The sequence below is a fragment of the Leucothrix mucor DSM 2157 genome (genome assembly GCF_000419525.1).
Taxonomy (GTDB): Bacteria; Pseudomonadota; Gammaproteobacteria; order Thiotrichales; family Thiotrichaceae; genus Leucothrix; species Leucothrix mucor.
The window spans coordinates 1,427,896-1,451,456 of the sequence record NZ_ATTE01000001.1; the positions used below are offsets into that span (position 1 = coordinate 1,427,896).

17 protein-coding genes are annotated in these 23,561 nt (G+C 47.4%); 8 read left to right on the forward strand and 9 right to left on the reverse strand.

Annotated features, from left to right (window positions below; translation table 11 throughout):
• Window positions 1-42: 42 nt before the first annotated feature.
• Both LEUMU_RS0106355 and LEUMU_RS0106360 read left to right on the forward strand, forming a co-directional pair.
• Window positions 43-1,647 (forward strand): oleate hydratase, encoded by a 1,605-nt coding sequence (locus tag LEUMU_RS0106355; RefSeq protein WP_342664667.1) that lies wholly within the window; start codon window positions 43-45, stop codon window positions 1,645-1,647.
• 22 nt (window positions 1,648-1,669) lie between these two features.
• Entirely contained in the window at window positions 1,670-2,107 is a 438-nt protein-coding gene (locus LEUMU_RS0106360; protein WP_022951443.1) for a universal stress protein, read from the forward strand.
• Here LEUMU_RS0106360 and LEUMU_RS0106365 read toward each other — a convergent pair.
• The 3 genes from LEUMU_RS0106365 to LEUMU_RS0106375 are packed head-to-tail and all read right to left on the reverse strand — an operon-like array spanning window position 2,104 to window position 3,911.
• The gene (locus LEUMU_RS0106365; RefSeq protein ID WP_022951444.1) at window positions 2,104-2,718 is read right to left on the reverse strand and encodes a response regulator transcription factor; all 615 of its coding nucleotides are present in this window, start codon (window positions 2,716-2,718) and stop codon (window positions 2,104-2,106) included. The two genes, LEUMU_RS0106360 and LEUMU_RS0106365, sit on opposite strands and share 4 nt — an antisense overlap.
• Window positions 2,715-3,140: an ATP-binding protein gene (locus LEUMU_RS0106370; protein WP_026744538.1), complete on the reverse strand. Its 426-nt coding sequence runs from the start codon at window positions 3,138-3,140 to the stop codon at window positions 2,715-2,717. The genes LEUMU_RS0106365 and LEUMU_RS0106370 overlap by 4 nt, the downstream gene beginning before the upstream one ends.
• Window positions 3,141-3,176: 36 nt before the next feature.
• Window positions 3,177-3,911, reverse strand: a complete 735-nt coding sequence (locus LEUMU_RS0106375) for a PAS domain S-box protein (protein ID WP_169446389.1) — start codon at window positions 3,909-3,911, stop codon at window positions 3,177-3,179.
• Between the two features lie 156 nt (window positions 3,912-4,067).
• Here LEUMU_RS0106375 and LEUMU_RS0106380 point away from each other — a divergent pair, with 156 nt between their 5' ends.
• The 4 genes from LEUMU_RS0106380 (at window position 4,068) to LEUMU_RS0106395 (ending at window position 10,693) form a co-directional block, all read left to right on the forward strand.
• Entirely contained in the window at window positions 4,068-4,781 is a 714-nt protein-coding gene (locus tag LEUMU_RS0106380; RefSeq protein WP_022951445.1) for an RNA methyltransferase, read from the forward strand.
• 133 nt (window positions 4,782-4,914) lie between these two features.
• Window positions 4,915-6,132, forward strand: a complete 1,218-nt coding sequence (locus LEUMU_RS0106385) for a malic enzyme-like NAD(P)-binding protein (RefSeq protein WP_022951446.1) — start codon at window positions 4,915-4,917, stop codon at window positions 6,130-6,132.
• Between the two features lie 219 nt (window positions 6,133-6,351).
• The gene (locus tag LEUMU_RS0106390; protein ID WP_022951447.1) at window positions 6,352-6,843 is read left to right on the forward strand and encodes a hypothetical protein; all 492 of its coding nucleotides are present in this window, start codon (window positions 6,352-6,354) and stop codon (window positions 6,841-6,843) included.
• Window positions 6,844-7,003: 160 nt separating this feature from the next.
• Complete coding sequence (locus LEUMU_RS0106395) at window positions 7,004-10,693, forward strand: alpha-2-macroglobulin family protein (RefSeq protein WP_022951448.1); 3,690 nt, start codon at window positions 7,004-7,006, stop codon at window positions 10,691-10,693.
• Here LEUMU_RS0106395 and LEUMU_RS0106400 read toward each other — a convergent pair.
• On the reverse strand, window positions 10,673-11,788 hold the full coding sequence (locus LEUMU_RS0106400; protein ID WP_022951449.1) for a S1C family serine protease: 1,116 nt from the start codon (window positions 11,786-11,788) through the stop codon (window positions 10,673-10,675). The genes LEUMU_RS0106395 and LEUMU_RS0106400 overlap by 21 nt on opposite strands.
• Before the next feature lie 137 nt (window positions 11,789-11,925).
• Here LEUMU_RS0106400 and LEUMU_RS0106405 point away from each other — a divergent pair, with 137 nt between their 5' ends.
• Window positions 11,926-12,612 (forward strand): nitroreductase, encoded by a 687-nt coding sequence (locus tag LEUMU_RS0106405; protein WP_022951450.1) that lies wholly within the window; start codon window positions 11,926-11,928, stop codon window positions 12,610-12,612.
• 115 nt (window positions 12,613-12,727) lie between these two features.
• Here the strand turns inward: LEUMU_RS0106405 and acs are convergent, their stop codons facing one another.
• Window positions 12,728-14,671 carry an acetate--CoA ligase gene (acs, locus tag LEUMU_RS0106410; RefSeq protein WP_022951451.1) on the reverse strand — a complete coding sequence of 648 codons (1,944 nt, stop codon included), beginning with the start codon at window positions 14,669-14,671 and terminating at the stop codon, window positions 12,728-12,730.
• Window positions 14,672-15,129: 458 nt separating this feature from the next.
• Here acs and LEUMU_RS24970 point away from each other — a divergent pair, with 458 nt between their 5' ends.
• Window positions 15,130-17,295: a PHA/PHB synthase family protein gene (locus tag LEUMU_RS24970; protein WP_022951452.1), complete on the forward strand. Its 2,166-nt coding sequence runs from the start codon at window positions 15,130-15,132 to the stop codon at window positions 17,293-17,295.
• A 66-nt stretch (window positions 17,296-17,361) separates the two neighbouring features.
• On the opposite strand, the gene LEUMU_RS27815 is transcribed toward LEUMU_RS24970, so the two are convergent.
• From LEUMU_RS27815 to LEUMU_RS0106435, 4 genes are read right to left on the reverse strand one after another with little or no spacing between them, the layout of a single operon-like run.
• A complete protein-coding gene (locus LEUMU_RS27815) occupies window positions 17,362-18,237 on the reverse strand; it encodes a response regulator (RefSeq protein WP_022951453.1) in 876 nt (291 codons plus the stop codon).
• A gap of 13 nt (window positions 18,238-18,250) precedes the next feature.
• The gene (locus tag LEUMU_RS0106425) at window positions 18,251-21,175 is read right to left on the reverse strand and encodes a hybrid sensor histidine kinase/response regulator (protein ID WP_022951454.1); all 2,925 of its coding nucleotides are present in this window, start codon (window positions 21,173-21,175) and stop codon (window positions 18,251-18,253) included.
• A 23-nt stretch (window positions 21,176-21,198) separates the two neighbouring features.
• Window positions 21,199-23,070, reverse strand: coding sequence for a methyl-accepting chemotaxis protein (locus tag LEUMU_RS0106430; protein ID WP_022951455.1), 1,872 nt, complete (start codon window positions 23,068-23,070; stop codon window positions 21,199-21,201).
• Window positions 23,067-23,561 carry a chemotaxis protein CheW gene (locus LEUMU_RS0106435; RefSeq protein WP_022951456.1) on the reverse strand — a complete coding sequence of 165 codons (495 nt, stop codon included), beginning with the start codon at window positions 23,559-23,561 and terminating at the stop codon, window positions 23,067-23,069. The genes LEUMU_RS0106430 and LEUMU_RS0106435 overlap by 4 nt, the downstream gene beginning before the upstream one ends.

The window sequence follows — 23,561 nt, forward strand, 5'->3', positions numbered from 1 at the left end:
TTATTCATAGGCTGATGAGCGTTTTTATAGTGACAACCGCAAGTGGAGCAGATCATGAAGCATAAAAACCAACAACATCTGAACGATACACAGGTCTACATCATTGGTAGTGGAATCGCAGGGCTTGCCAGTGCAGTCTATTTAGAAAAGGATGCAGGTGTTCCCGGTAGTAACATCCATATTTTGGAAAAGGATCAAATTGCCGGTGGAGCGACAGATGGTGCGGGTGATAATGAGAAAGGATTTGTAGTACGTGGTGGTCGCATGCATGAGATGCACTATGAATGCTATTGGGAGTTGCTGTCGCATATCCCGTCTTTGGAAGCGCCGGAGATCTCAGTCAGAGATGAGTCGTATGAGTTTAATGAGCGTTTTGTTTCCAATGGTCAGGCGCGGCTTTTAAAAAATGGTAAGAAGCTGGATGTGTCTTCGTATGGTTTGTCTCTTGCACAACAGAAAGATTTTCTTAAGCTTACTTACGTTTCTGAGAAATCATTAGGCAATAAACGAATCGAAGATTGGTTTGATCAAAGTTTCTTTGAAACCAATTTTTGGTATATATGGACTACCATGTTTGCCTTTCAGAAATGGAGCAGTCTTGCCGAGATGCGCCGTTATATGAAGCGCTTTATGCATCTGGTCAAGGGCCTGTACAAGCTAGGCGGTGTGATGCGCACCAAGTACAACCAATATGATTCTGTTGTCAGACCGATGAAACGGTACCTTGAGGAAAAAGGGGTACAGTTTGAGATGGGCACAGAAGTTGTAGATATTGATTTTAATCTATCTGCGGATAAAAAAACGGCTACCGTGCTACACCTGAAAGATAAATCTGAAATTGTATTGGGTGAGCATGATTATGTGCTTTTCACCAATGACTCGATCACCGAAAGTACTGATAATGGAAGCTGGGATACGCCCGCAAAACTAAAAGGCGTAGAAGATTCTGGCTCTTGGCAGTTATGGCAGAAAATCGCTAAAAAAGATGCCGCTTTTGGTAATCCTGCGCCGTTTTGTGACAATGTCGATTTACAAAAATGGTACTCGTTTACCGCGACCATGAAAGACAGCACCTTCCATGATTACATGGAAAACTTCTCTGGTAATGTGGATGGCACTGGCGGCTTGGTCACTCTGACTGATTCAAACTGGCTGATGTCAATAGTGATTGCACGGCAGCCTCATTTCCCTAACCAAGCACCCGATGTAAAGATTTTTTGGGGCTATGGCCTGTACCCTGATCGCAAGGGTAATTACATTGATAAAACAATGGCGGAATGCAGTGGTGCGGAAATGCTGGAAGAGCTCTACTACCATTTAAAAATACAAGACCTAATGACGCCAGTCACCGATGCTGGCAGGGTAAATTGCATCCCTGTTTCAATGCCTTTTATTGACAGCTTGTTTATGCCCAGAAATGCAGGTGACAGACCTGACGTTATTCCTGAAGGGTCAACCAATTTTGCCTTTTTAGGGCAGTTTGCAGAGGCACCAAAAGATTGTGTGTTTACGGTTGAGTATTCTGTAAGAACTGCACAAATGGCGGTTTATGGTCTATTTGACACGGATAAAAAAGTACACCCAATGTATGAGCCAACACATCATCCAAAATATCTACTGGGAGCATTGGAAGCAATTAGCCGTTAATGAATCAATTAGGACAGGAAAGATGAAAGCGTATCAACACATTCTCCTGACCACTGATTTTTCTAAGTTCAGTGAGACGGTCGCTAAAAAGGCCATTAATCTCGCTGGACATTTTAATGCTGAAATTACGGTATTGCATGTGGTCGAGCAGGGCGCTGAAAGTAGGGCGGGTGACCGGCTTACGCCTAAACCAGCTGATTCTGACCAGCAGCTGATCGTTCAAGACCGTCACCGGCTTGATGAGTTTATTCGTTCAGTGCCGAACTTTCGGGCGATACCACTGAGCAGGCTGTCGGTAGTGAGCGTTGAAGATGAAATTATTAAGGTGGCTAAGGAGATAAAGGCGAACCTGATCATTATCGGGACGCCAGCGAAAGCTCGGATAGCAGTGATGCCCAGCCTGCGAATGGAAGCGTTTAAAGGTAAAGCGCCCTGCGATGTCTTGGTGGTAAGTGACTAAACCAGGCCGGACTGAGTGACAATGCGAACCAGTTCAGCCAGCGAATGCGCTTCCAGTTTTTGCATCACATTTTTGCGATGAACTTCAATCGTGCGTTGACTCAAATTCAGCTCAATCGCAATGACTTTATTGGCTTTGCCCTCAACGATCATCTGCATCACTTGGTGCTCGCGCGGGGTAAGGTTATGAATGTGCTGTTTGACCGATTGCGTGTGCTGCTGTGTGTTTTGTTGTTGGTTACAGCTGTTCAGGGCTTGGTTAATGCGGTCCAATAAATCCTGATCGCGAAAGGGCTTTTGAATGAAATCCAGTGCGCCATTTTGTATCGCCTGAACCGCCATAGGAATGTCGCCATGGCCGGTGATAAAGATAATAGGCAGCAAGGCCTCACGCCGAATCAGTTCTTGCTGTAACTCAAGACCACTCATGCCAGGCATACGAATATCCAGTACCAAACAGCCCAGACGATCGATTGAATAGTCTGCCAGAAAGTCAGTGGTGGTGGCATAGCTTGCGTAGCGATAGCCGATAGAGTCAACCAAGTCAGCCAAGGAGTCTCGTACCGCTTGATCATCATCCACAATAAATACGGTCAGTGCTTGATTGCTCATAATTCTAAGCTCCCTTTATCAAGGTAAATGGGCAAGGTGAAGCGAAATGTGACGCCTCGTTCCGTGTTGCGACTAAACCAGAGTTGGCCTTTATGCGCAGTGATAATGGTACGGCTAATGGATAAGCCCATCCCCATGCCATCAGCTTTAGTTGTATAAAACGATTGGAATAAGTTGTCTTCCTGTTGCTGGCTGATGCCTTCACCGGAATCGCTGACTGAGATTTGCACCGCACTGTCGTCATGTTGAATTGCAGACAGAATTAAATGCCGCTGATTATTGGGTAAATGCTGCATAGCCTCGCTGGCATTGCGAATCAGGTTGAGCAGCACTTGTTGAATTTGAGTCGGGTCAGCAATCACGGCGGGGAGCTTTACTGAAAAATGCGTGGTGATGCAGCTGGTATTAAACAGACCTTCCATTCTAATAAACTTGAGGCAGGTTTCCAGTAACTCATTCTAATTAACCTGCTGAAACTCGTTGTCTTTGGTTTTTGCCAGTGAGCGCAGTTGCTTGATAATTTCACCACTGCGAATAGCCTGCTCCTCGATAGAGTCCAGTGCTTCTTTGATTTTGCCTAAATCAGGGTTTTCCCGGTTAATTCGATTTTTAGCGGCGGCGCAGCGGCTGGTGATTGCAGCTAGGGGTTGATTAAGCTCGTGAGCGATGCCTGCGGTGACTTCGCCAAGCATGTTCAGTCGATTGCTGTGAGATAGTTTTTGGCGCTGTTGCTCTGCTTGCTGTTGGGCTCGCTTACGTTCGGTGATATTAATTAATGTCGAGAAGGTCGCCGGTTTACCTCGCCAGTCAATGAGGCTCGATTTAATTTCCATGCAGCGCAGTGTGCCATCGCGATGAAGTGCCTGAAACTCGTATTCAGTCGGGGCTGCTTCACCTTTGGCTCTGGCCTGTGTGTAGATCATCAGGCGCTCACGCTCATGCTCCGCAATTAAGGGCGCAACGGAATCCATGGCCAAGACCTCGGTATAACTGTCATAGCCGAGCATATTCAGTAATGACTTGTTTAAATACAGTGGCTTCCAGTTGCGGTGGATGAGCACGCCTTCGATAGAGCCATCTAACAGGCTGTATTGAAGTTTTTTACTTTCCTGTAATTGTTGTTCGAGCTTGCGCACACGCAATGAGTGATCTGCCGTGTTACCAAGCGTTGATTCAGTTTTGGATTTGGACATGAGAGTCATCGGCGCTGTTTGATTGGTCATCGCATCATTGTAAGTAATTTCCTAGCAAAGTAGTCCTTTTTTAAAGGTTGGCACAACTCCGATTAACTCCTACAATCATGCCCGCGCAGCGTTTGCGCCGTTTGTTTGTCTATCGGTAATGTCTACATGCTTGAAAATATTCGTATTGTGCTGGTGCGCACCTATCATCCCGGCAATATTGGCTCGTCGATTCGTGCCATGAAAACCATGGGCCTGACACAGCTCGTATTGGTGTCACCACGCGACTATCCTTCGGAAGAAGCCAATAAAATGGCCAGTAGTGCCGAGGACTTGCTAGACGAAGCCGTGGTGGTTGATGATTTATACAGCGCTGTTCACGATTGTGAGCTGGTCGTTGCCTGTACTGCGCGGCCACGGACTTTCGATTTGCCGATGTTATTACCGGAAGAGGCTTCAAAGCAGTTATTTACGACGGCTAAAAAACGGCCTGTGGCATTGGTGTTTGGCCCTGAGCGCATGGGTTTACACAATGACGACATTCAGTTGGCGCACTATAGAGTATCAATCCCTGCCAACCCCGATTACAGCTCCTTAAACCTGGCCTCTGCGGTGCAAATTCTGTGTTATGAATTGCGCAAGCAGATGGATGCAATTCCGGAAGAGAGACCGCAGCGGACCTTCCCGGCAATCGCGCAGCTGGAGAATTTTTACGAAACGCTGGAGGTGTTATTGAACGACAGTGGTTTTGTGAATCAAAAACATCCCGGCCAATTGATGCAGAAGGTGAGGCGCTTTGTGTCGCGGGCGGAGCCAGATGAGTCTGAACTCAATATTTTACGGGGCTCATTAGCCGCTATTCAGCGCAAGATGAAACCGTAGTTCACGCCCATTTGTACAAATCGGTGCTTTGTTTGCAAATTCATGCTGTGGCGCTAGTCAGTTGTAGGCTGGCATGTTAAATTCTTTGGCTTAGTGAATCCACATTCGGGTCACCATTAGAGAGAGGAAGACGATGTCTGATTTGAGAGAAGCCGCGTTAAAGTATCATGCCGAGCCAAAGCCCGGTAAATTGGAAGTCAATATCACCAAAGCCACTGCCAATCAGTATGACTTATCTTTGGCGTATTCTCCTGGTGTAGCTGAGCCTTGCAAAGAAATCGAGAAAAACCCTGATGATGCTTATAAGTACACAGGTAAGGGAAATTTAGTTGCCGTCATTACTGATGGTACGGCCGTATTAGGTCTGGGAAATATCGGCGCATTGGCTGGTAAGCCGGTGATGGAAGGTAAGGGTGTATTGTTCAAGCGCTTTGCTGATATCGATGTGTTTGACATTGAAGTCGGCACCACCGATGTAGAAGAGTTCATCAAGACGGTTGCCAATATCGCGGATACCTTTGGTGGTATCAATCTGGAAGATATTGCAGCGCCACGTTGTTTTGAGATTGAGCAGCGTTTGAAGAAAATGCTGAACATTCCAGTATTCCACGATGACCAGCACGGTACAGCAATCATTATTGCGGCTGGTATGATGAATGCGCTGAAGATTCAGGGCAAGACGCTGGAAGAAGCGAAGATTGTTTGCTTGGGTGCAGGCGCAGCGGGTATTGCATCGGCTAACTTGTTAGTCGGCATGGGCGCGAATAGTGAAAACATTTACATGATCGACCGTAAGGGTGTTATTCACACCGGTCGTGATGATCTGACTAAGGAAAAGAAAGCAGCTGCAGTCACTACTGATAAGCGCACACTGGCAGATGCTTGTGAAGGCGCAGATGTATTTATTGGTCTGTCTGGTCCTGATTTGATGACGGCGGATATGCTGAAATCAATGGCACCAAACCCAGTGGTCTTTGCACTGTCTAATCCGAATCCTGAGATTGCACCAGCACTAGCTCATGCAACTCGTGATGATGTGATTATGGCGACTGGCCGTAGTGATTATCCGAATCAGGTGAATAACGTATTGTGCTTCCCGTTCATTTTCCGTGGTGCACTGGACGTTCGCGCCAGCGATATCAATATGGAAATGCAGATTGCAGTAGTAGAAGCATTGGCGGCACTGGCTGAAGAGCCTGTTCCACAGTCTGTATTGGATGCTTACGGCAAGTCTGAGATGAGCTTTGGTAAAGAATACATCATTCCTACGCCTTTGGACCCTCGTCTGGCTGAGCGGATTCCGGGTGCGGTTTCTGCAGCAGCGCGTGCTAGTGGTGTTGCCCGTATCTAGTACTAACGCTTAAACGTTTGATTAAAATAGCCCGGCTTGTCCGGGTTATTTTTTGCCCGAAATTTACGTTCTCTTGTGTGTCTCTTAAAGCATACCGTTAGTCTGTGATTAGATTGTTGGCTATTTGGCTATTGTTCAGAATGACTCGAAATCAGTTGATGCTGATAGATTTATTCTCAATGCATTACATAAAAGCAAATAGCTCAATAAGGAGTCACAATGAATAAGGTCGTTCCTCTAATGCTGGCAGTCGCAGTTGTTACTGTTGGTTGCTCAAGTTCAGGTACCAGAACATCAAATGCAGGCATGGTTGCTAACCACGCTTCTTACAACCAGCACAATTCTCAGCATAACGTACAATACGCTGGCGCAGTAAACGCTCAGGCAGCTTGTGCGACTTGCCCTCCAGGCTCTCATGCTGTGGCTCATGGCCATAGTAATCAAGTTGGCCAGTTAGTGACTCACACGCATACTGGTGGTTTAGGCCATGTGCACAACGGCATGTCACAAAGCCATTCTTATGTAACGACTGCAGCCCATGCTGGCCGCAATACTTATGTAAACGGTGTTGCAGTCGGTGGTGTTTCACGCGGTGCGGGTATCGCTAAAGTAGCTGGCGCTCTGTTAGTTGGTGGTCTGATTTACAGCGTTGCTAACGACAATGATAATGATTCTAATGGCTCATCAGGTGGTGGTGAGGACAAAAAATAAGCGATTCAGCTTATTTTCTATTTAGCATCCAAAGCCGTTGCAGGTTTAACACTTGCAACGGCTTTTTTGTGAACGTTTGAATATTTAAATAGCCATTAATGAGCCTTTATTAGTTGCGATGCTACTGAGTCTTATCTAGATTTTATAAAACTGTGCATGCATGAAACGGCTTAACTCCTATTTACGGAGTTTTATACATTTACTGCTCATTATCCTACTAAGTATCAGCACTGTATCCGCCACCAATAGTTGGGGGGATGTTGATGCTTTTCTTGAGCAGGATAATCTTCCAGCAGCTATCCAACACTTGGATAAGCAACTGGAGATTTCGCGTGCGCAACACAATCAGGCCGAATGGGCCGCTGCTTTGATCCGAGGTGCACGGTTACGGGCTTTGCAATCAGAGCCGGAAGCTGCGATTGAATACCTAAGTCAGCAAGCATGGCCAAAGCAGGCTGTTTATCAAATCCTATTACACACAAGATTAGCCAGAGAGCTGGAGCATTATCTTAACCAGAAGTCTTGGGATCGGATTGTACAGCTTGATCAGCGCCAAGAGCGCTTGGCGAGTGTGAAAGATCGCAGCTTAGCCGATCTAAAACATCAACTTAAAAGCCACTACCAGCAAGCATTTACCTTGGCAGAGCAACACGATATTCCTGTTGATTCGCTTAAACTGTTTCTGGAGCCCGGCGATTACCCAAGTATTGTGCGTGGCAACCTACTGGAATACGTGGGCGCGCTATGGATTAACTTTCTTTGTGATGATGTGTATTGGACTGATTTAGAACGAGAAGCGCTAAAAACGATCTCATTAAAATCGCTGATAAGTCCTTTTTCAAGCATACCAGAACTCAATTCTTCGCTTCACCCCTTACAACAAACGCAGGCAATTACCGGACGCCTAAGGCATCGTCACTTGATGCGCACTCAGGCAGAAGCAGCGTTCGAGGCATCCCGCTATCATATCGCTTCGCTACGTCGTTATTTTGCCAGCGACAATGATTTAATGTTGCTAAGCCAAGCGCTTAGCGAACAAATGAAAGTACTTGGACCGCAATACGCATGGTGGACGATGGGCCAATATCAACTGGCGGAATTTGCGAGGCAGTTAGATCAGCGTGATGCACTTGTTAAAGCCCATGCGCTAGCTGCTCAGGGAAGTTTGGTACATCCCGACTCTGAAGGTGCAAGGCGTAGCCGAGAGTTGCTGCAGCAGCTTGAGCATCGTGAATACGCGATTTCCAGCCAAGGCAGTCGCGCACTTAATACGCCATCAATTAAAGTTGATTACCGGAATATTCAACGACTATATTTTCGTGCCTGGAAAATTGACCGAAGCCTGCCAACAGAGCTGAATGATGGGCAGAAAAAAGCAGTAATCGGGGCCTTACTCAGTAAAGGCCCCGAAGCATCATGGTCTAAAGAATTCCCCGATCATTGGGACTTACGCCAACACAGCATGCAGCTGACGCCTGAAATTAGTAGCCACGGGCAGTGGTTAGTATTGGCTTCGCCACAAGAAGACTTTATTGGTGGCATGAAACATTTGCAGCTATTGGAATTAACGCTCAGTCGCTTCGTGGCTCGGGCAAATTACCTCAATGGCGAGTTTCAGGTTGCAGTTTATGATGGTCAGCATGGGCGAGCTATGTCTGATGTCACGGTAGAGCTGCTTGATGCCCAAACCACCGATATCAATGTATTGGCCTCTGCGCGTACTGATTTGCAAGGTGTTGCACGCTTGAAACGTCAATTGGACGCTGATTACTTTCAAATCCGAATTCGCCAAGGTGAGGACCGCTCAGTGATTCCGGTGCCAGGCTTATTACCCTTAAGTGATGAGAAAAAATGGCTGATCCAACCTGCGAATGCGGTGCTTATGACCGATCGCGCAGTATACGCAGGGCAGGCGTTCCTTAAGTGGTCAGTTATTGCTGCTGCACCTGCGGTTTCAGACAAACCTTGGCCTGGCGCGTATGCCGATCAGGCCGGTTGGTTGAAATTGTATGATGCGAATAATGATTTAGTGGCTGAGCAATCGTTTAAGACCGGCGTAGCAGGTACCGCATCTGGCGAGTTTGCTTTAAACGAGTTATTGAACGAGTTGAATGCTGGTGAATGGATGCTAGAGTCTAGCTGGAACGGTAGGGCATTAATTCAGGTTGCTGCAAAAGCGGTTGTTTTACCCTCGCTGAGTCTCAGGCAACTGCCATCCGAGTTAGCTTTAGGTAGTACCTTGACCGTGACTGGACAGGTGAATGGTATACAGCAGCCTGAGCTTGCGATGATCCACTGGAAGCTGCGCCGTTCAGAATATCAAGTGAGCCAAGAGACACCTTATGATGAGCTGCAATCCAGCGTGGTGGTAGGTAACCAGCGTATGCGGCCAGATCAAAACGGCAAATTCTCTTTTGATATCACTTTAGAAGCGGCGCATGGGGATGATGCTGAGCTACATAATCATTATGAGCTCGCGGTCGATTTATTGGATGATAAAGGCATTCGCAGCCAAGTACGTGAAGTGCTGCATGGTTTAAAACCTTATAACCGCTTGCTAATTAATGCGGCGAATAATTTTGTAATGCAGGGTGAGTCTGCGAACTTTGAGGTCGCAAAAACAGATAGTGCGCATAAGGGTGTTCAAGGCCAAACCCAGTGGTATTTATATCGTTTACTAGCGCCGGGCCAGCAAGTATCGGCGGAACTGGTACGCGAAGCGAATAGTGCTTTATCTCAATGGCTCACCGGACCTTTGCAAAGCAGCGGCAAGCTGGAGCACTTGGAGCAGGGAATTGCTCAGTTAACGCTGGAAGGCTTGCTTGAAGGGGCTTATCGGTTACGGGTGATTGATTCAAATCCAGAGTTAACGCCGCAAAAAGATTGGGACTTTCTAGTCAGTGCTGAGGGCGCTAGCCACAAGTTTAAAACCAAAGGGGTGTTGTTATCCCAGCATAGCCAAATTGCACCGGGTAAGACCTTACGTTTAATGGTTGGTTCCGGGCTTAAAGGACAATGGACGCGGCTCAGTATTTTGCATCGAGGCCAGCAACTGGCGAGTCAAATGCTATCACCGGGTGTGCATGTGTTGGAGTATCCGGTACTGGAAAATCATCAGGGTGGTTTGAGTTTTAATCTGGAGTGGGTGAGAGATAACGAGCTGTACTCCGAGGCTATTTTTGTGGATGTGCCTTGGGCGCTCAAACAACTGAATTTGCAGCTTAATGCATTGAGCTTGGATGAGGCTGCTGATACATCTGGCGCAGATCGGGTAAAGCAAGCATGGGTATTGAGTGTGAGTGATATTCATGGTCAGCCAGTCTCTGGGCTAGGTAGTACTGCCATCGTTCGCATCCAAGCCTATCAGGAGGGCGATAAGCCAACGCCATTGACGGACCTTAGCCGTTTATATGCTCGTGATTCGCAGCGGATTATGACGCTTAGCAATAATGTCACTCATTATTCACAGCGTTTCTCAGAGTCTAGTGGTGTGCCTGAAAAAATTGCCCCACTAAAACTGCCTCACTTTATTTATAGCACCAAAAATAATGCGCGATACTCCAGTGAAGCTTCCGAGTTTATGATTTTCTCAATGCTCTCTAATACAGATGAGAGCACTGAGTCTTTTCAAACGGAGGCAGAAGCACTGCAAGCCCATAAACCTGTAACGCCTTCGGCAATAGCCATTAATGAGCCTGAGCAGTTCTTCTATTCAGAGCTGGCCTTGGATGCAAAGGGCCAACTGACCATCCCCGTTCCGGATGCGTTGCAAGGCAAACAGGCCTTATTGCAGGTTTTAGTTGTCACTCCTGAGCTAAAAAGCGGGCAGTTATCGGTAGTCGTCCGGTGAGGTGAGAGTCACGGCTAACGTTTTCTGACTATTACCACGATAGACTGTTAGCTCAACCTGATCGCCAACTTCAGATTCATCCAATATATCCGCCAAGTCATCCACTGACTGCACATCCCGACCATTAATTTTCTGAATCACATCACCTAAGATGATGCTGTTGGCTTGTTGGCTGATACCCGTCAAGCCCGCTCTTGCAGCACCACTGCCCGGCGTTACTGCCAGCACCACAACGCCTTGTACATTATATTGACGACTGATCATCGCGTTGTATCGATCATCCATTTCAATGCCAAGCACAGGTCTTACATAGCGGCCTTGGCTAATCAATTGAGGAACAATGCGGTTTACACTATCAACCGGAATGGCAAAGCCAATGCCTGCTGAATAGCCAGAGGGGCTATAGATGGCGGTATTAATTCCAATTAAGCGGCCAGCACTGTCAATCAATGGGCCGCCTGAGTTACCGGGATTGATTGCCGCGTCGGTTTGAATCAGGTCTTCGATTTGACCACCTGCCTCACTGTCAATTGAGCGGCCAGTTGCTGAGATAATGCCACTGGTAAGCGTGTGGTCCAGACCAAATGGATTACCGATGGCATAGACCTTCTGGCCAACCTGCAAGTCACTACTGCGGCCCACTGGCACCGGGGTTGGTTGCCCGATTGGTACATTAATTTTTAGTACTGCCAAGTCATGACGCGGGCTGGCACCGACCAAGATCGCATCGTAAGTACGTTGATCTGATAAGCGCACCGTTGCAGATGAGGAGTCTTTGATAACGTGGTAGTTCGTTACTATGTGACCCAGATTATCCCAGACAAAACCAGAGCCAGAGCCTAGGGGCACTTCCTGAACCGAGCGCGTCCAAAGGTTTAGTTTGGTGTCTAATGTTGAGATAAACACTACCGAGGGGCTGGTGCGTTGGAATATACCAATCGTATTTTTTTCATCCGCCGTATAGTCACCACGCTCAATCACCGCCCGTGGTTGATTGGTATCCAGCAACCAACTTTGTATATAAGGTTTGCCGATAAATAAAATAATTAGGGCAATGATAATCCAGACGGTGATATTAAGTAGTGTTTTCAACATGGAATAGTCTTTGGTTGCGTGATGTGGGGCGTCGATACTTAATGCGTATTATCGCTAATTACGGTGTTCAATGTTGTTAAAAATTTGATAAGGTTACGTTTACGTAAACTGTAGCTTTTAAATGAATTGGAGGAGAGATGAACGTTAACGACGCGTTGAAAGCCCGTAAGTCAGTCCGTGCTTATCTGGACAAGCCCGTCAGCCAGTCACAGATTGAGTCGATACTGGAAGCAGCTGCTTGCTCGCCTTCAGGGACCAATACCCAGCCATGGCGAGTAGTGGTGTTAACCGGTAATGCCAAGCAGCAGATGCAAGAGGCTCTAGAGGGCGCATTTCGCAGTGGTCAAAAGCAGGCTATGGAAGTGACTTATTATCCGCTGACCTGGCAATCGCCGTATATAGATCGTCGTCGTGCTTGTGGCTTGCAAATGTATGGCACCTTGGATATTAAACGGGAAGATAAGCAGCGCCAGCAAGATCAGTGGGCGGCTAATTACCGTGCCTTTGATGCGCCAGTGATGATGTTGTTTTATATCGATAAGGTGATGGAAACAGGCTCGTATATGGATTACGGCATGTTTTTGCAGTCCATTATGCTGGCCGCAGAGGGAGAGGGGTTGGCAACGTGTCCGCAGGCATCCCTTGCTGAATACCCTGATGTGGTGAAAGGTCTGCTGCATTCCAGTGATGATGAGCGACTGATTTGCGGAATGGCTTTGGGCTATGAGGATAAGTCGGCATTGGTTAATAGCTACCGAACGCCTCGGGAGCCGGTTAGTGCCTTTACGACTTTCTACTCTGAGAGCCTTAGTCATAGCGACTAAGAGTTTGCATTGTTAGCTGCTTAGAAACTCAAAAGACTTTCCAGAGCAATTATCTCACGCAATAAAAAAGGCCCGGTTTTTACACCGGGCCTCTGCTTAAACACTCAATAAAGAATTAAGCGTTTTCGCGATTCTCAATCAGGTCATCAACCACTGATGGATCAGCCAGTGTTGAAGTATCACCCAAGCTATCAATCTCATTGGTTGCGATCTTGCGCAGAATACGACGCATGATTTTACCAGAGCGAGTCTTAGGCAAGCTGTCAGACCACTGAATCAGGTTAACTTTAGCGATCGGACCAATCTCAGAGCGAACCAGTTTCACTAGCTCAGCCTTCAATTCATCAGTACCCACTTCGCCATCCATCAACGTCACGTAGGCATAGATACCTTGACCTGTCAGGTCATGTGGGTAACCAACAACTGCGGCTTCAGCCACTTTTGCATGTAAGCCCAGTGCCGCTTCAATTTCAGCAGTTCCTAAACGGTGACCGGATACGTTCAGTACGTCATCGACACGACCGGTGATCCAGTAGTCACCATCTTCGTCGCGACGTGCGCCGTCACCAGTGAAGTAGTAACCTTTAAACATGGAGAAGTACGTCTCATAGAAACGCTTGTGATCACCAAATACAGTACGCAGCATTGAAGGCCAAGGACGGTCAATTGCCAAGTTACCGGCAGCAGGGTTACCTAGAATTTCGTTACCTTCATCATCCAGCAGCACTGGCTTTACGCCGAAGAATGGTTGCATTGCAGAGCCTGGCTTCAGTGCATTAACACCTGGCAATGGCGTCATCATGTGAGAACCGGTCTCAGTCTGCCACCAAGTATCAACGATTGGGCACTTACCGTTACCCACCACGTTGTAATACCATTCCCATGCTTCAGGATTGATTGGCTCACCAACCGTTCCCAGTACGCGTAAGCTTGCACGAGAGGTTGACTCAACTGGCTCGTTACCAGCACCCATTAGGGAGCGGATTGCCGTAGGCGCTGTGTAGAAAATGCTGACATTGTGCTTATCAACGACATCCCAGAAACGAGAAATGCTTGGGTAAGTTGGAATACCTTCAAACATAACAGTCGTTGCACCATTAGCCAGTGGACCATATACGATGTAAGTGTGACCGGTTACCCAGCCCACATCCGCTGTACACCAGTAAACATCACCGTCTTTATAGTCAAATACGGCTTCATGCGTCATTGCCGCCTGAACTAAGTAACCACCTGTTGTGTGCTGAACACCCTTCGGGGTGCCCGTTGAACCAGATGTGTATAGAATGAATAACGGATCTTCTGAATCCATTTCCTCAGGCTCGCACTCAGCACTTGCCGCATCAACGACTTCGTTGTACCAAACGTCACGGCCTTCGTTCCACTCAACTGGGTCACCACCACGCTTAACAACGATACAGGTATGTACGTTAGGGCAGTGAGCCAATGCGACATCTGCATTGCTTTTCAGTGGTACACGACGACCACCACGCATAGATTGGTCAGCGGTGATGACAACGCGGCAATCAGAATCCTGAATACGGCTAGCCAGTGCTTCGGGAGAGAAGCCACCAAATACAATCGAGTGAACCGCACCGATACGTGTACAAGCCAGCATTGCAACGGCTGCTTCAGGAATCATTGGGAGGTATAGAGAAACGCGATCGCCTTTTTCAACGCCACGTGCTTTTAGAACGTTAGCAAACTTACAGACTTCTTCGTGCAGTTCGCGGTAGGTAATCTTGCGGGTATCTTCGGGGCTGTCGCCTTCCCAGATAATGGCAACCTGATCGGCACGCTTTTCAAGGTGACGGTCGATACAGTTGTAGGAGACGTTTAGCTTGGCATCGTTATACCAGCTGATGTGCAAATCTTCCTGATCGAAGCTCCAGTCCAGCGTTTTAGACCATGGCTTAAACCAAGTGACATACTTGTTTGCCTGATCAGCCCAGAATCCTTCAGGGTCGTCAATCGAACGTGCATACATTTCTTCGTACTGTTCTTTGTTGATGTTTGCTTGTGCAGCAAATTCAGCCGAAACCGGGTAAGTTCTTTCAGACATAAGTGCATTTCTCCCTGGGATAAAACTCAACATAAACTAGGGCCCACTGGCGTGGATTCCTAACTCAATTCAAATAGCATACTAACATTTTGACGATCAGAATCTAAGTGCTGTGGCTAATTGTCTCTATTAGCCGTCGATATAATAGCTTTTTAGATTTTCATAAAGTATAGCCTCTAAATGCCACTTTGTGACATGATCTAAATCAACAAAAACAGGCATGTACTCTTTAAATGAGTGTTATTGTGCGCTGCACAATAAGCTGTTATGCTAATCCAAGTTATACAAAATTTAGCGGTAATACCGCAATCGCAATAGATTTTTGATTATGTGCAGCATTTCAGACATTTGATCTAATCTCTATTGCTGATAAGCTAATGAAGATCGTTTGGTGTGGATACGACTACTGATATAGCCACCGATAATGCCACCTGTGTCAATTGAGTAAAGGAATCATAATGTCTGAACACGAACAACGTGATGCCGCCGCCGAGAATTTGGCCGCAGCGACAGAAGCCATGCAGCAAAATTTCCAACATATCCAAGATTTAGTAAAGGATTTTGTTTCGTCTAAAGAAAGCAAAAACCTGGACCCATTTAATCTGTCTGAAGCATACTCAGAATGGTTAAAAGCAGTCAGTAGCGACCCGAAGAAACTGATTGATGCCAATATGCAATTTTGGCAGGACTCAGTCGCACTGACACAGCAAGTATTTAACTCCATGTTAGGGCAGGCTGCGCCACCAGTTATTACTGAGAATGCAGGCGATCGCCGCTTTAAGCATGAGGAGTGGAACAACAACCCAGTCTTTGGCACCATCAAACAGTCTTACCTGCTGACATCCAAGTGGATGCGCGATGTGGTGACTGATGTTCAAGGTTTGGATGAGAAAACCGCTGAAAAAGTTGAGTTCTTCACAGAGCGTTATTTGGATGCGTTGTCGCCAACTAACTTTGCGGCGACTAACCCTGCTGTTATCGAAAAAGTGCTGGAAACTAAAGGTGAGAACCTGGTTAATGGCCTGAAAAACATGATGGCGGACCTGGATACAGGTACCGGCCAGCTAAACATCAAAATGACGGACACTGAAGCCTTTGTTTTGGGTGAAAACGTTGGTGCGACACCAGGTAAAGTGGTTTTCCAAAACCGCATGTTCCAGTTAATTCAGTACACGCCGACGACGGATAAAGTACTGAAGCGTCCAATGCTGATCGTACCGCCTTGGATCAATAAGTTTTACATTCTGGATTTGCAGCCTAAGAACTCATTGCTGAAATGGCTGACGGATCAAGGCCACACTGTATTTGTTGTGTCTTGGGTTAATCCGGATGAGACTTATGGTGATGTTAGCTTTGAAAACTACATGACTGAAGGCACGCTGGTTGCTGTGGATGCGGTTGAGAAAATCACCGGCCAAAGCGAAATGAATGCGATTGGTTACTGCATCGGCGGTACGCTGATGAGTTTGACGCTTTCTTACATGAAGCAGAAAAACGATGATCGTATCAAGAGTATTACCTTCTTCACAACGATGCTCGACTTCTCTGATCCAGGTGAGTTAGGCGTCTTTATTGATGAAGGCCAGCTGCAGAATCTTGAATCAAGAATGAATGATCAGGGTTATTTGGATGGCGCGGGCATGTCTGGCGCATTCAACCTGATGCGTGCCAATGACTTGATTTGGTCTTTCTACATCAGCAACTACCTGTTGGGCAATGATTCACGTCCATTTGATTTGCTGTTCTGGAACTCTGATTCAACGCGTATGCCCGCTAAGATGCACTCTTGGTACCTACGTAATCTGTATCTGGAAAACAAGCTGTGCAAGCCACAAGCTCTGAGTGTTGCAGGTGTTGATGTTGATCTGTCTAAGATTGATATTCCAGCATGCTTTATCTCTGCGGCAGACGATCACATTGCGCCATGGTTATCGACTTATAAAGGTGCCAAGCTGCTAGGTGGCAAAGTTCGCTTTATTCTGGGTGGTTCTGGTCACATTGCGGGTATCGTTAATCCACCAACACAGGAAAAATACGGCTACCGCATGACGGATGATTTGCCGGATGATCCAGTCGCATGGGCAGATGATGCTGAGCAATTCACTGGTTCTTGGTGGCCTGAGTGGGAGCGTTGGGTTCGTTCACAAGATGACTCAACGATTGCCGCACGTATTCCAGGTGCTGGTCCTCTGAAAGTGATCGAGGATGCACCGGGTACTTATGTGAAGTGTAAGAAGGGTGAGCCTGTTCCGAAGCTTGAGTACACTGTTTTAGAGCCAGTTGCTAAAAAAGCACCAGTGCGTAAAACAGCGGCTAAAAAGCCAGCAGTGAAAAAAGCACCGGCTAAGCCTGCGGCAACTAAGTCGACAGCAACGAAAACGACTGCGGCTAAGTCTGCAACGGCTTCAAAGACGGCAGCTACTAAGCCATCAACTGCGACTAAGAGTACTGCAACTAAAGTAGTGGCTAAGCCGAAAGCTGAGACTAAGCCAACGGCAAAGGCAACTCCAGCTGAGCCAACAAAGCCAGTCGCACCAAAGGCCGAAGCACCTGCTGCTAAGCCTGCAACAGATGCTGTTCCAAAGGCACCTGAAGCTCCAAAGAACGATAACGATCAGTCGTAATTTAGGCTGAGTACAAAAAAGCTCCCAATTTGGGAGCTTTTTTATGCCTGAAATTTGTATCGTTTATTATTTACGAAACTCATCCAGCCAACGGGTGATACGATGGGTTACTTTCTGAAATTGATCGTGCTTAATCGGCTTGGTTAGATACGTCGATGCACCCGCAATCACGCCTTGTACTTCATCTAATGGTGAAGTCTTGCCACTTAGCATAATGACAGGCGTCTTTTTATATTGAGGATTACTGCGAATTTTGCCGCAAGTCTCATAGCCATCAATGCCTGGCATCATAATATCCAGAAAAATCAGGTCATAGGTCTTGCTGCCAATCATCTCTAAAGCACGCTCGCCACTTTCTGCAAATTCACTGCGCATACCGGACGTTCTTAACTCAATCTCTAATTGCTTACGGATCGGGGCACTGTCATCCACAATTAAGGCGAGATAGGAATTTTTGGGTGCGACTGTGCTTGCAGCTGGTTTGCTCTGGTCGCTGATAGCAGCTGTAGCTGATTGTGAGGCTGTCGTTTCATCTGCTCTGGGAGCTTTAGTTGCAGCGGCAGAAGATCTAGGAGCTGAGCTTGCAGGTTGCTTGCCACCTTGCTTACTCAAGTTTTCCATCATGCGCATCACGCGCGTAACCAATAGTGGACGCACCAGCTGAAAGTCACCCGCCGTACATTCTTTATTGGCGGTAACTACCAGCAAGGTATTGTCACCTTGTATTTGCTGAGCTGCAGCAATCGCAGAGTCATTATCATCAGTCACTAGAATATTAGCAGCCGTATCGCTGGTAATTTTGAAGTGTTGCCCTTTTGCGGCGCAAAAGCTCACCACACGCTCAAAGGTTGCCCGGTCAGCATCCGGCAGCCCGATAAAGCACATACTAATATCAGCACTGGGGTTGGCAGGTGGTGTCATGGAAAGTTTGGACTCACTCATAATCTGGATGCCGTTAGTTTAACCATTTTTCAATGTATGTCTGAAGCGTATCACGGTCAACCGGCTTAACCAGATAGTCGTTAACGCCAGCCAATTGCGCTTGTTTACGGTGTTTATTGGTCGCGCGTGAGGTAACCATAATAAACGGGATGCGCTTAAGTTCAGTATTTGCTCGTACCGCTTTCGCCAGTTCCAGTCCGTTCATTCGCGGCATTTCAAGGTCACTAAGGATTAAATCGGGAACCGCTTTAGCAATTTCTTCCAGCGCCTCCTCGCCATCAATAGCGGTGACCGTGCGATAACCCAGTTGCTTTGCGGTAATACTCAACGCTTTGCGGTTACTCATTGAGTCATCGACAATCAGCACTAAGGCATTTTCTTGTACTTTGGGCTTTTCACGGCTAAATGCGACCGTTGCTTGTTGAGATTGTATTAAACGCGGTAAGTCTAATACTGCAGCCACCGCACCATCACTTAATAAGCAAGCGCCATTGATACCACGCACGCTACTGAGCCACGGTGCAAGCGACTTTACGACCACTTCCCGGGGCTGCAATACAGTATCTACAATCAGTGAATAGGATTGATTGAGGTGCTCAATTAAAACCACATTATGGGCTTTTTGCCGATCGGGCGCAGGATTTCCCCAGCCTAATAGCTCAGAGAGCTGCCTAACCTGATAATCTTTGCCGTTGATATCGGTGGTTAGCTTGCCATCAATTGAGTTAATGCTGCCGGGCGCCAGGGTATGCAAGCGCTCAATACTATCAACCGGGATGGCGACCGTATTGCCAGCCACTTTGGCCATTAGCGTATTGGCGGCGACCAGTGTTAATGGCAGGCGAATATGGACTTGACTGCCCGCATTGGGCGTTGATTCCAGTTTGAGTGTGCCACGTAGACGAGAGACCGCATCACGTACCACATCCATTCCCACGCCACGCCCGGAGATATCACTGACGACATCACGAGTAGTGAAGCCCGGTAACAGAATTAGCTGTAATTTATCCGTTTCACTTAAGGCTTGATCGGGTGAAACGAGTTCTAATTGCAAAGCGCGCTCGTAAATAGCTTCGGCAGTCATGCCTTTGCCATCATCGCTCAGCGTCATTTCTACGTAGCGGCCTTGCTGTCTAAAGCTTAGCTCAAGCTGGCCACTTTCTGGCTTGCCACTAGCAAGTCGTTGCTCCGGTGTTTCAATACCGTGATCGACCGCGTTGCGAAGCAGGTGGAGCAGGGGATCTGTCAGTCCTTTTAGAATGTCAGTATCCACCGCCAAATTACTACCGATAATGTTTAAGTCAGCTTGCTTGTCGGTCTGGCGACAGGTTTCACGAACGATACGCTCCAAACGTGGTGCCAAGGTTTCCAGTGACTCCATGCGGGTATCGAGTATGGTGGCATTCAGCTCGCGGTTAATGCGTTGCTGCGAATGCAGTTGATCGCTAAGCTCGCGAATATTTTGCTGCATACTGCGTTCGATTTCGCGATTATCCGCAATCGTTTCACTCAATAAGCCATGCACACTGTGCAGTTCGTTGTAAACTTCAAGCTCCAACTGGTCAAAGTCGGAGTTATTCTGAGTTTGTTGGCGAACCTGTCGGAATTGCTGGTCGATAGAGTATTCTAATTCGTCGAGGTTGCTACTGATACGATCATCTTGTTGGCGCAATTCATAACTCTGGTTCAGTACCCGTTTGACCTTATCATTGATTTGACTGGTTGAGGTGACTAGCTCTTCCGCAAGGTTTAGCAGGTCATCGATCAGGCTGATGGGTACCCGCATTGATGGCTCATTGCTAAGTGCGCGGCTAGTTCTTGCGGAATTTTTGGTCGGTGGCTCATTGAGCATTTGAGCAGCCATGAGCTGGGTAGACAGCAGAATATTTTCAGACTCAGAAGGCGCAGTGAGTTTATTCTCAGGCTTTGCTAGCTCTTTGCTATTATCTTGCGGTTTGTTGCTTGACTCTGGTGCTTCAAAGACAACTTCTTCATCGTCATCAAGTTCGGCTTCTGCTGATTTTAAGTACTTAGCCGTGGCGTCTAGCCGCTCAAGTAGTGGCTCAAATTCGGGTGGCAGCGGTTGGTTATTGAGCATGGCGTCACTCATGCTATCCAAGCAATCTGCGGCTTCTGCGAGTAGCTCCTGTGTCTCAGCTGGGAGTTTGCTATCAACCGAGTATTCTAGAATTTCTTCAAGCTGATGGGTTAGTACCGCAATCGACGTAACACCCACCACGCCACAAGCACCTTTGATGGTATGGGTGAGTCTGGCCGCGAGTTGATGCTGCTCTTTAGTGCCATTACCTTGAGCGATGGTCTGGAGCAGGGAAGTCGTCTCTGCAATTTGGTCAGGTGTATCGGATAAGAATGCGCTGAGTATTTCCGGGTGAATGTCCGGGTCCCAAAGTATTGAATACTGGCTAGTTGTTTGAGGCTCTACTGCCGCTGGGACTTCATTAGCCTGCGCCTCAACGCTGCCGTCATTTACCGCTTCAAACTCATCTGTTGAGGTGGCTGTACCATTCGGTTGAGCAATAGACAGTAATAACGACTCTAAGATAGCCGTGGGCAACTCGTTTGGCCAATCCGGATGAGTCAGTGAGCTGGTTAACTCTGGCAGCAGTAGCGTATCTTGCTGGCGCAGGCTGGCAGCCAGTAATTCAGCCCATTCAAAAAAGAGCCCACCATTTTGTAAGCTGGCAAAGGTCTCATTTTGCTTGGCTGCGGTTTCTGTGTTCTCTATTAGCCAGTCACTTAGCGGCTGGAGCGGGGCATACTCCAGCATTTCAGCGGCCATTTTTAATCGCTGATATTCAGCAATAACAGCTTCGGCAGCTGGCCCAGTATCTTCTGCCTCAAACATTCCAAGACCGGCTAGTTGAAGTGCCACATCCTCAAGTTCATCAGCCATTTCCTGTGCGTAATCGGTCATCATATCAACGTTTCCCGTTCAGCATATCAGGCTTCAAGTTTGAAGACGTTAACCGAGTCAACCAGCTGCTTCGCATAGTCAGACATGTCGCCGGTCAATTCAGTAAGCACAACCATTTCTTTACCCGTTGCCGTGGTGGTCTCAACGATGCGGGTAGCACGTGCTTGCAGGGTATTACTCATCTCCATCTGCTCGTGTGAGGCGCTGGCGATGTCATTAACCGAGGCGGTTAATTGGTTGGTTGCTTCGAGGGTTTCCTGCATTTGGCGAGTCGCTTCATCAGCTAGCCCGGAGCCTTCAACTACCTGCTCAATGGTGTGATCCATGGTCGCAATTGTTGATTTGGTTTCTTGCTGGATGTTTTTAACCAACGTAGAAATCTGGCTGGTTGATTCGCGTGAGCTTTCTGCTAAGCGCTGAATCTCATCGGCGATCACAGAGAAGCCTTTACCTGCATCACCGGCTGCCATGGCTTGCATATTGGCATTCAATGCCAATACTGTGGTTCGCTCGGCGATGCCATTAATGATGTCGGTGATATAGCTGATCTCTTGCGAACGCTCTCCCAAGCGCTTAATCCGTTTACCCGTATCTTGTACCGTATTACGGATATCCGTCATGCTACTCATTGAGCGGGATACCGATTGGAACGCATTCTGAGTACGGTTAGAGGTTACGCCAGCCACCTCATTGGTTTGAGTTGCAGCCGAGGCAATGCTGGCAAGACGCTTACGAATGTGCTCAATTTGGTTGGCTGTTTCAGTTGCTTCAGCATGCTCTTCAAGCGCTAACCGGCTTACAGACTGCGAGCGTTGGTTAACCGATTCCGCCGTTTCTTGTACCGATGCGGCAATCTCTTTAACCCGGTTCAATACTTCAGTCGTGTCCTCAGCCAGCTGATTAATCGCATCCGCCAATGGGCCGGTAGCATCTTCGGTAACGATGGCGCGAACGGTGAGGTTACGGTCACTTAAATCAGAAACGGCTTCCAGCAAGGAGAATACAGAGTGGTTTATGGCTTCATTATCTTTATCTACCTGATTTTTCAGTGCGCTACGTTCGTCCATCATTGAGTTGAATGCATCACCCAGGCGGCTTAATTCATCATTACCGCGTAGCCGTGAGCGAATGCCTAAGTCTCCGCGAGCCAACTGGTTAACCACTTGTCTTAGGTGGTCGATTGGGCGTGCTATCGAGCTATATAACAGAATTCCGGATACCAGAATGAAGATCAAACCGAGTAGAATGACCGTCGCGATGGTCGAGGTTGATAGATCGATATTATGTTTAGATTCATTATAAACCTGCTGGTTACTCAGGCGATTTTTATTGATTTGATCTTTGAGCGCATTGTTCAAGGTACTGGCTAAACCCGAAATATCGTCAAATACAAAGCCCATTCCTGAGGACTCGTTAACCACAAAGTAGCTACTAGCCTTAACGAATTCGCTGAGGTTATCTGATTTTGTTCGCGCCAGCACATTAAAGAGCTTATCAAGGCCTTGGTCTAAAAATCGTTTACCCCGAGCCATTTCCGCGACAGTATCAGGATTGCTGTTACCGAGTGAGCTGAGGTAAGTATCCCACTCTTTATCAAAATCAGTACGATCAAACTTTAGACGGCTTAAGCCCAATGCCGGCGAGAGTGATGCAGACCGGATGTTATACAGCGGTGTAATGATCTCATCTTGCAGTGTATCTTTAATCTGAGTGGTTTGCTGAGTTTGAATACTGGAGTCATTGAGGTTACCGAGCGCTTCCGAGCCATTGATCAGGGCCCATAAACTCATCACACTCACTAGCAATAAGATTAGCAGTGGTGCGGTAACTGACAGTGCCACCCGTGAACGAATGGATAAAATACCGCCTTGTATTTCATGCTTTACCTGTGTACTCATACTTCAATTTCCAGAGCGCTTTGCTGTGTATCATTCTCATGAATGAGTTGTTCGAACAATTCGTGATGATTGGCCCGATAGAATGTATGGCCAGAGAGAGTGCATTGCTGAATTAACCAGTTGGGCAGAGCGTCGCCAGAGACTGCGGTGAAGTCATTCGGCTCGATCTGGCGCTGGCTGGGTAAGCTATCAATGCGAATTGCAATTTGTGGTAAAGGTTGGGACTCAACCACCAGTAACCATTTGCCCGCTGCCTGCGTACTGTTGGCTAATAAGCCATGTAAATTCAATACGGGGATTAGTTTTCCACGTAAGCTGATCATGCCGCTGCACCAGCTGGGCGCATGCGGAATCGGGAAAATATTGCGCTGTTCGATAATCTCCGTCTTCAGGTCTCGCTCCAGAAGAATGTTAAAGCCTTCAACCGTGTAGGAGAATAGGGTAATCGCCGTTGACTCTTCAGTCTCGCTTGCTTGCATATCAGCAGTCAT

Bases quoted from the DNA above. Each gene is read 5' to 3' on its own strand.
- LEUMU_RS24970 (WP_022951452.1), top strand. From the start codon at position 15,130: ATGTCTGAACACGAACAACGTGATGCCGCCGCCGAGAATTTGGCCGCA.
- LEUMU_RS0106425 (WP_022951454.1), bottom strand. From the start codon at position 21,175: ATGATGACCGATTACGCACAGGAAATGGCTGATGAACTTGAGGATGTG.
- LEUMU_RS0106360 (WP_022951443.1), top strand. From the start codon at position 1,670: ATGAAAGCGTATCAACACATTCTCCTGACCACTGATTTTTCTAAGTTC.
- LEUMU_RS0106430 (WP_022951455.1), bottom strand. From the start codon at position 23,070: ATGAGTACACAGGTAAAGCATGAAATACAAGGCGGTATTTTATCCATT.
- LEUMU_RS0106385 (WP_022951446.1), top strand. From the start codon at position 4,915: ATGTCTGATTTGAGAGAAGCCGCGTTAAAGTATCATGCCGAGCCAAAG.
- acs (WP_022951451.1), bottom strand. From the start codon at position 14,671: ATGTCTGAAAGAACTTACCCGGTTTCGGCTGAATTTGCTGCACAAGCA.
- LEUMU_RS0106400 (WP_022951449.1), bottom strand. From the start codon at position 11,788: ATGTTGAAAACACTACTTAATATCACCGTCTGGATTATCATTGCCCTA.
- LEUMU_RS0106390 (WP_022951447.1), top strand. From the start codon at position 6,352: ATGAATAAGGTCGTTCCTCTAATGCTGGCAGTCGCAGTTGTTACTGTT.
- LEUMU_RS0106375 (WP_169446389.1), bottom strand. From the start codon at position 3,911: ATGTCCAAATCCAAAACTGAATCAACGCTTGGTAACACGGCAGATCAC.
- LEUMU_RS0106380 (WP_022951445.1), top strand. From the start codon at position 4,068: ATGCTTGAAAATATTCGTATTGTGCTGGTGCGCACCTATCATCCCGGC.
- LEUMU_RS0106365 (WP_022951444.1), bottom strand. From the start codon at position 2,718: ATGAGCAATCAAGCACTGACCGTATTTATTGTGGATGATGATCAAGCG.
- LEUMU_RS0106405 (WP_022951450.1), top strand. From the start codon at position 11,926: ATGAACGTTAACGACGCGTTGAAAGCCCGTAAGTCAGTCCGTGCTTAT.
- LEUMU_RS27815 (WP_022951453.1), bottom strand. From the start codon at position 18,237: ATGAGTGAGTCCAAACTTTCCATGACACCACCTGCCAACCCCAGTGCT.
- LEUMU_RS0106395 (WP_022951448.1), top strand. From the start codon at position 7,004: ATGAAACGGCTTAACTCCTATTTACGGAGTTTTATACATTTACTGCTC.
- LEUMU_RS0106370 (WP_026744538.1), bottom strand. From the start codon at position 3,140: ATGGAAGGTCTGTTTAATACCAGCTGCATCACCACGCATTTTTCAGTA.
- LEUMU_RS0106435 (WP_022951456.1), bottom strand. From the start codon at position 23,561: ATGACTGCTGATATGCAAGCAAGCGAGACTGAAGAGTCAACGGCGATT.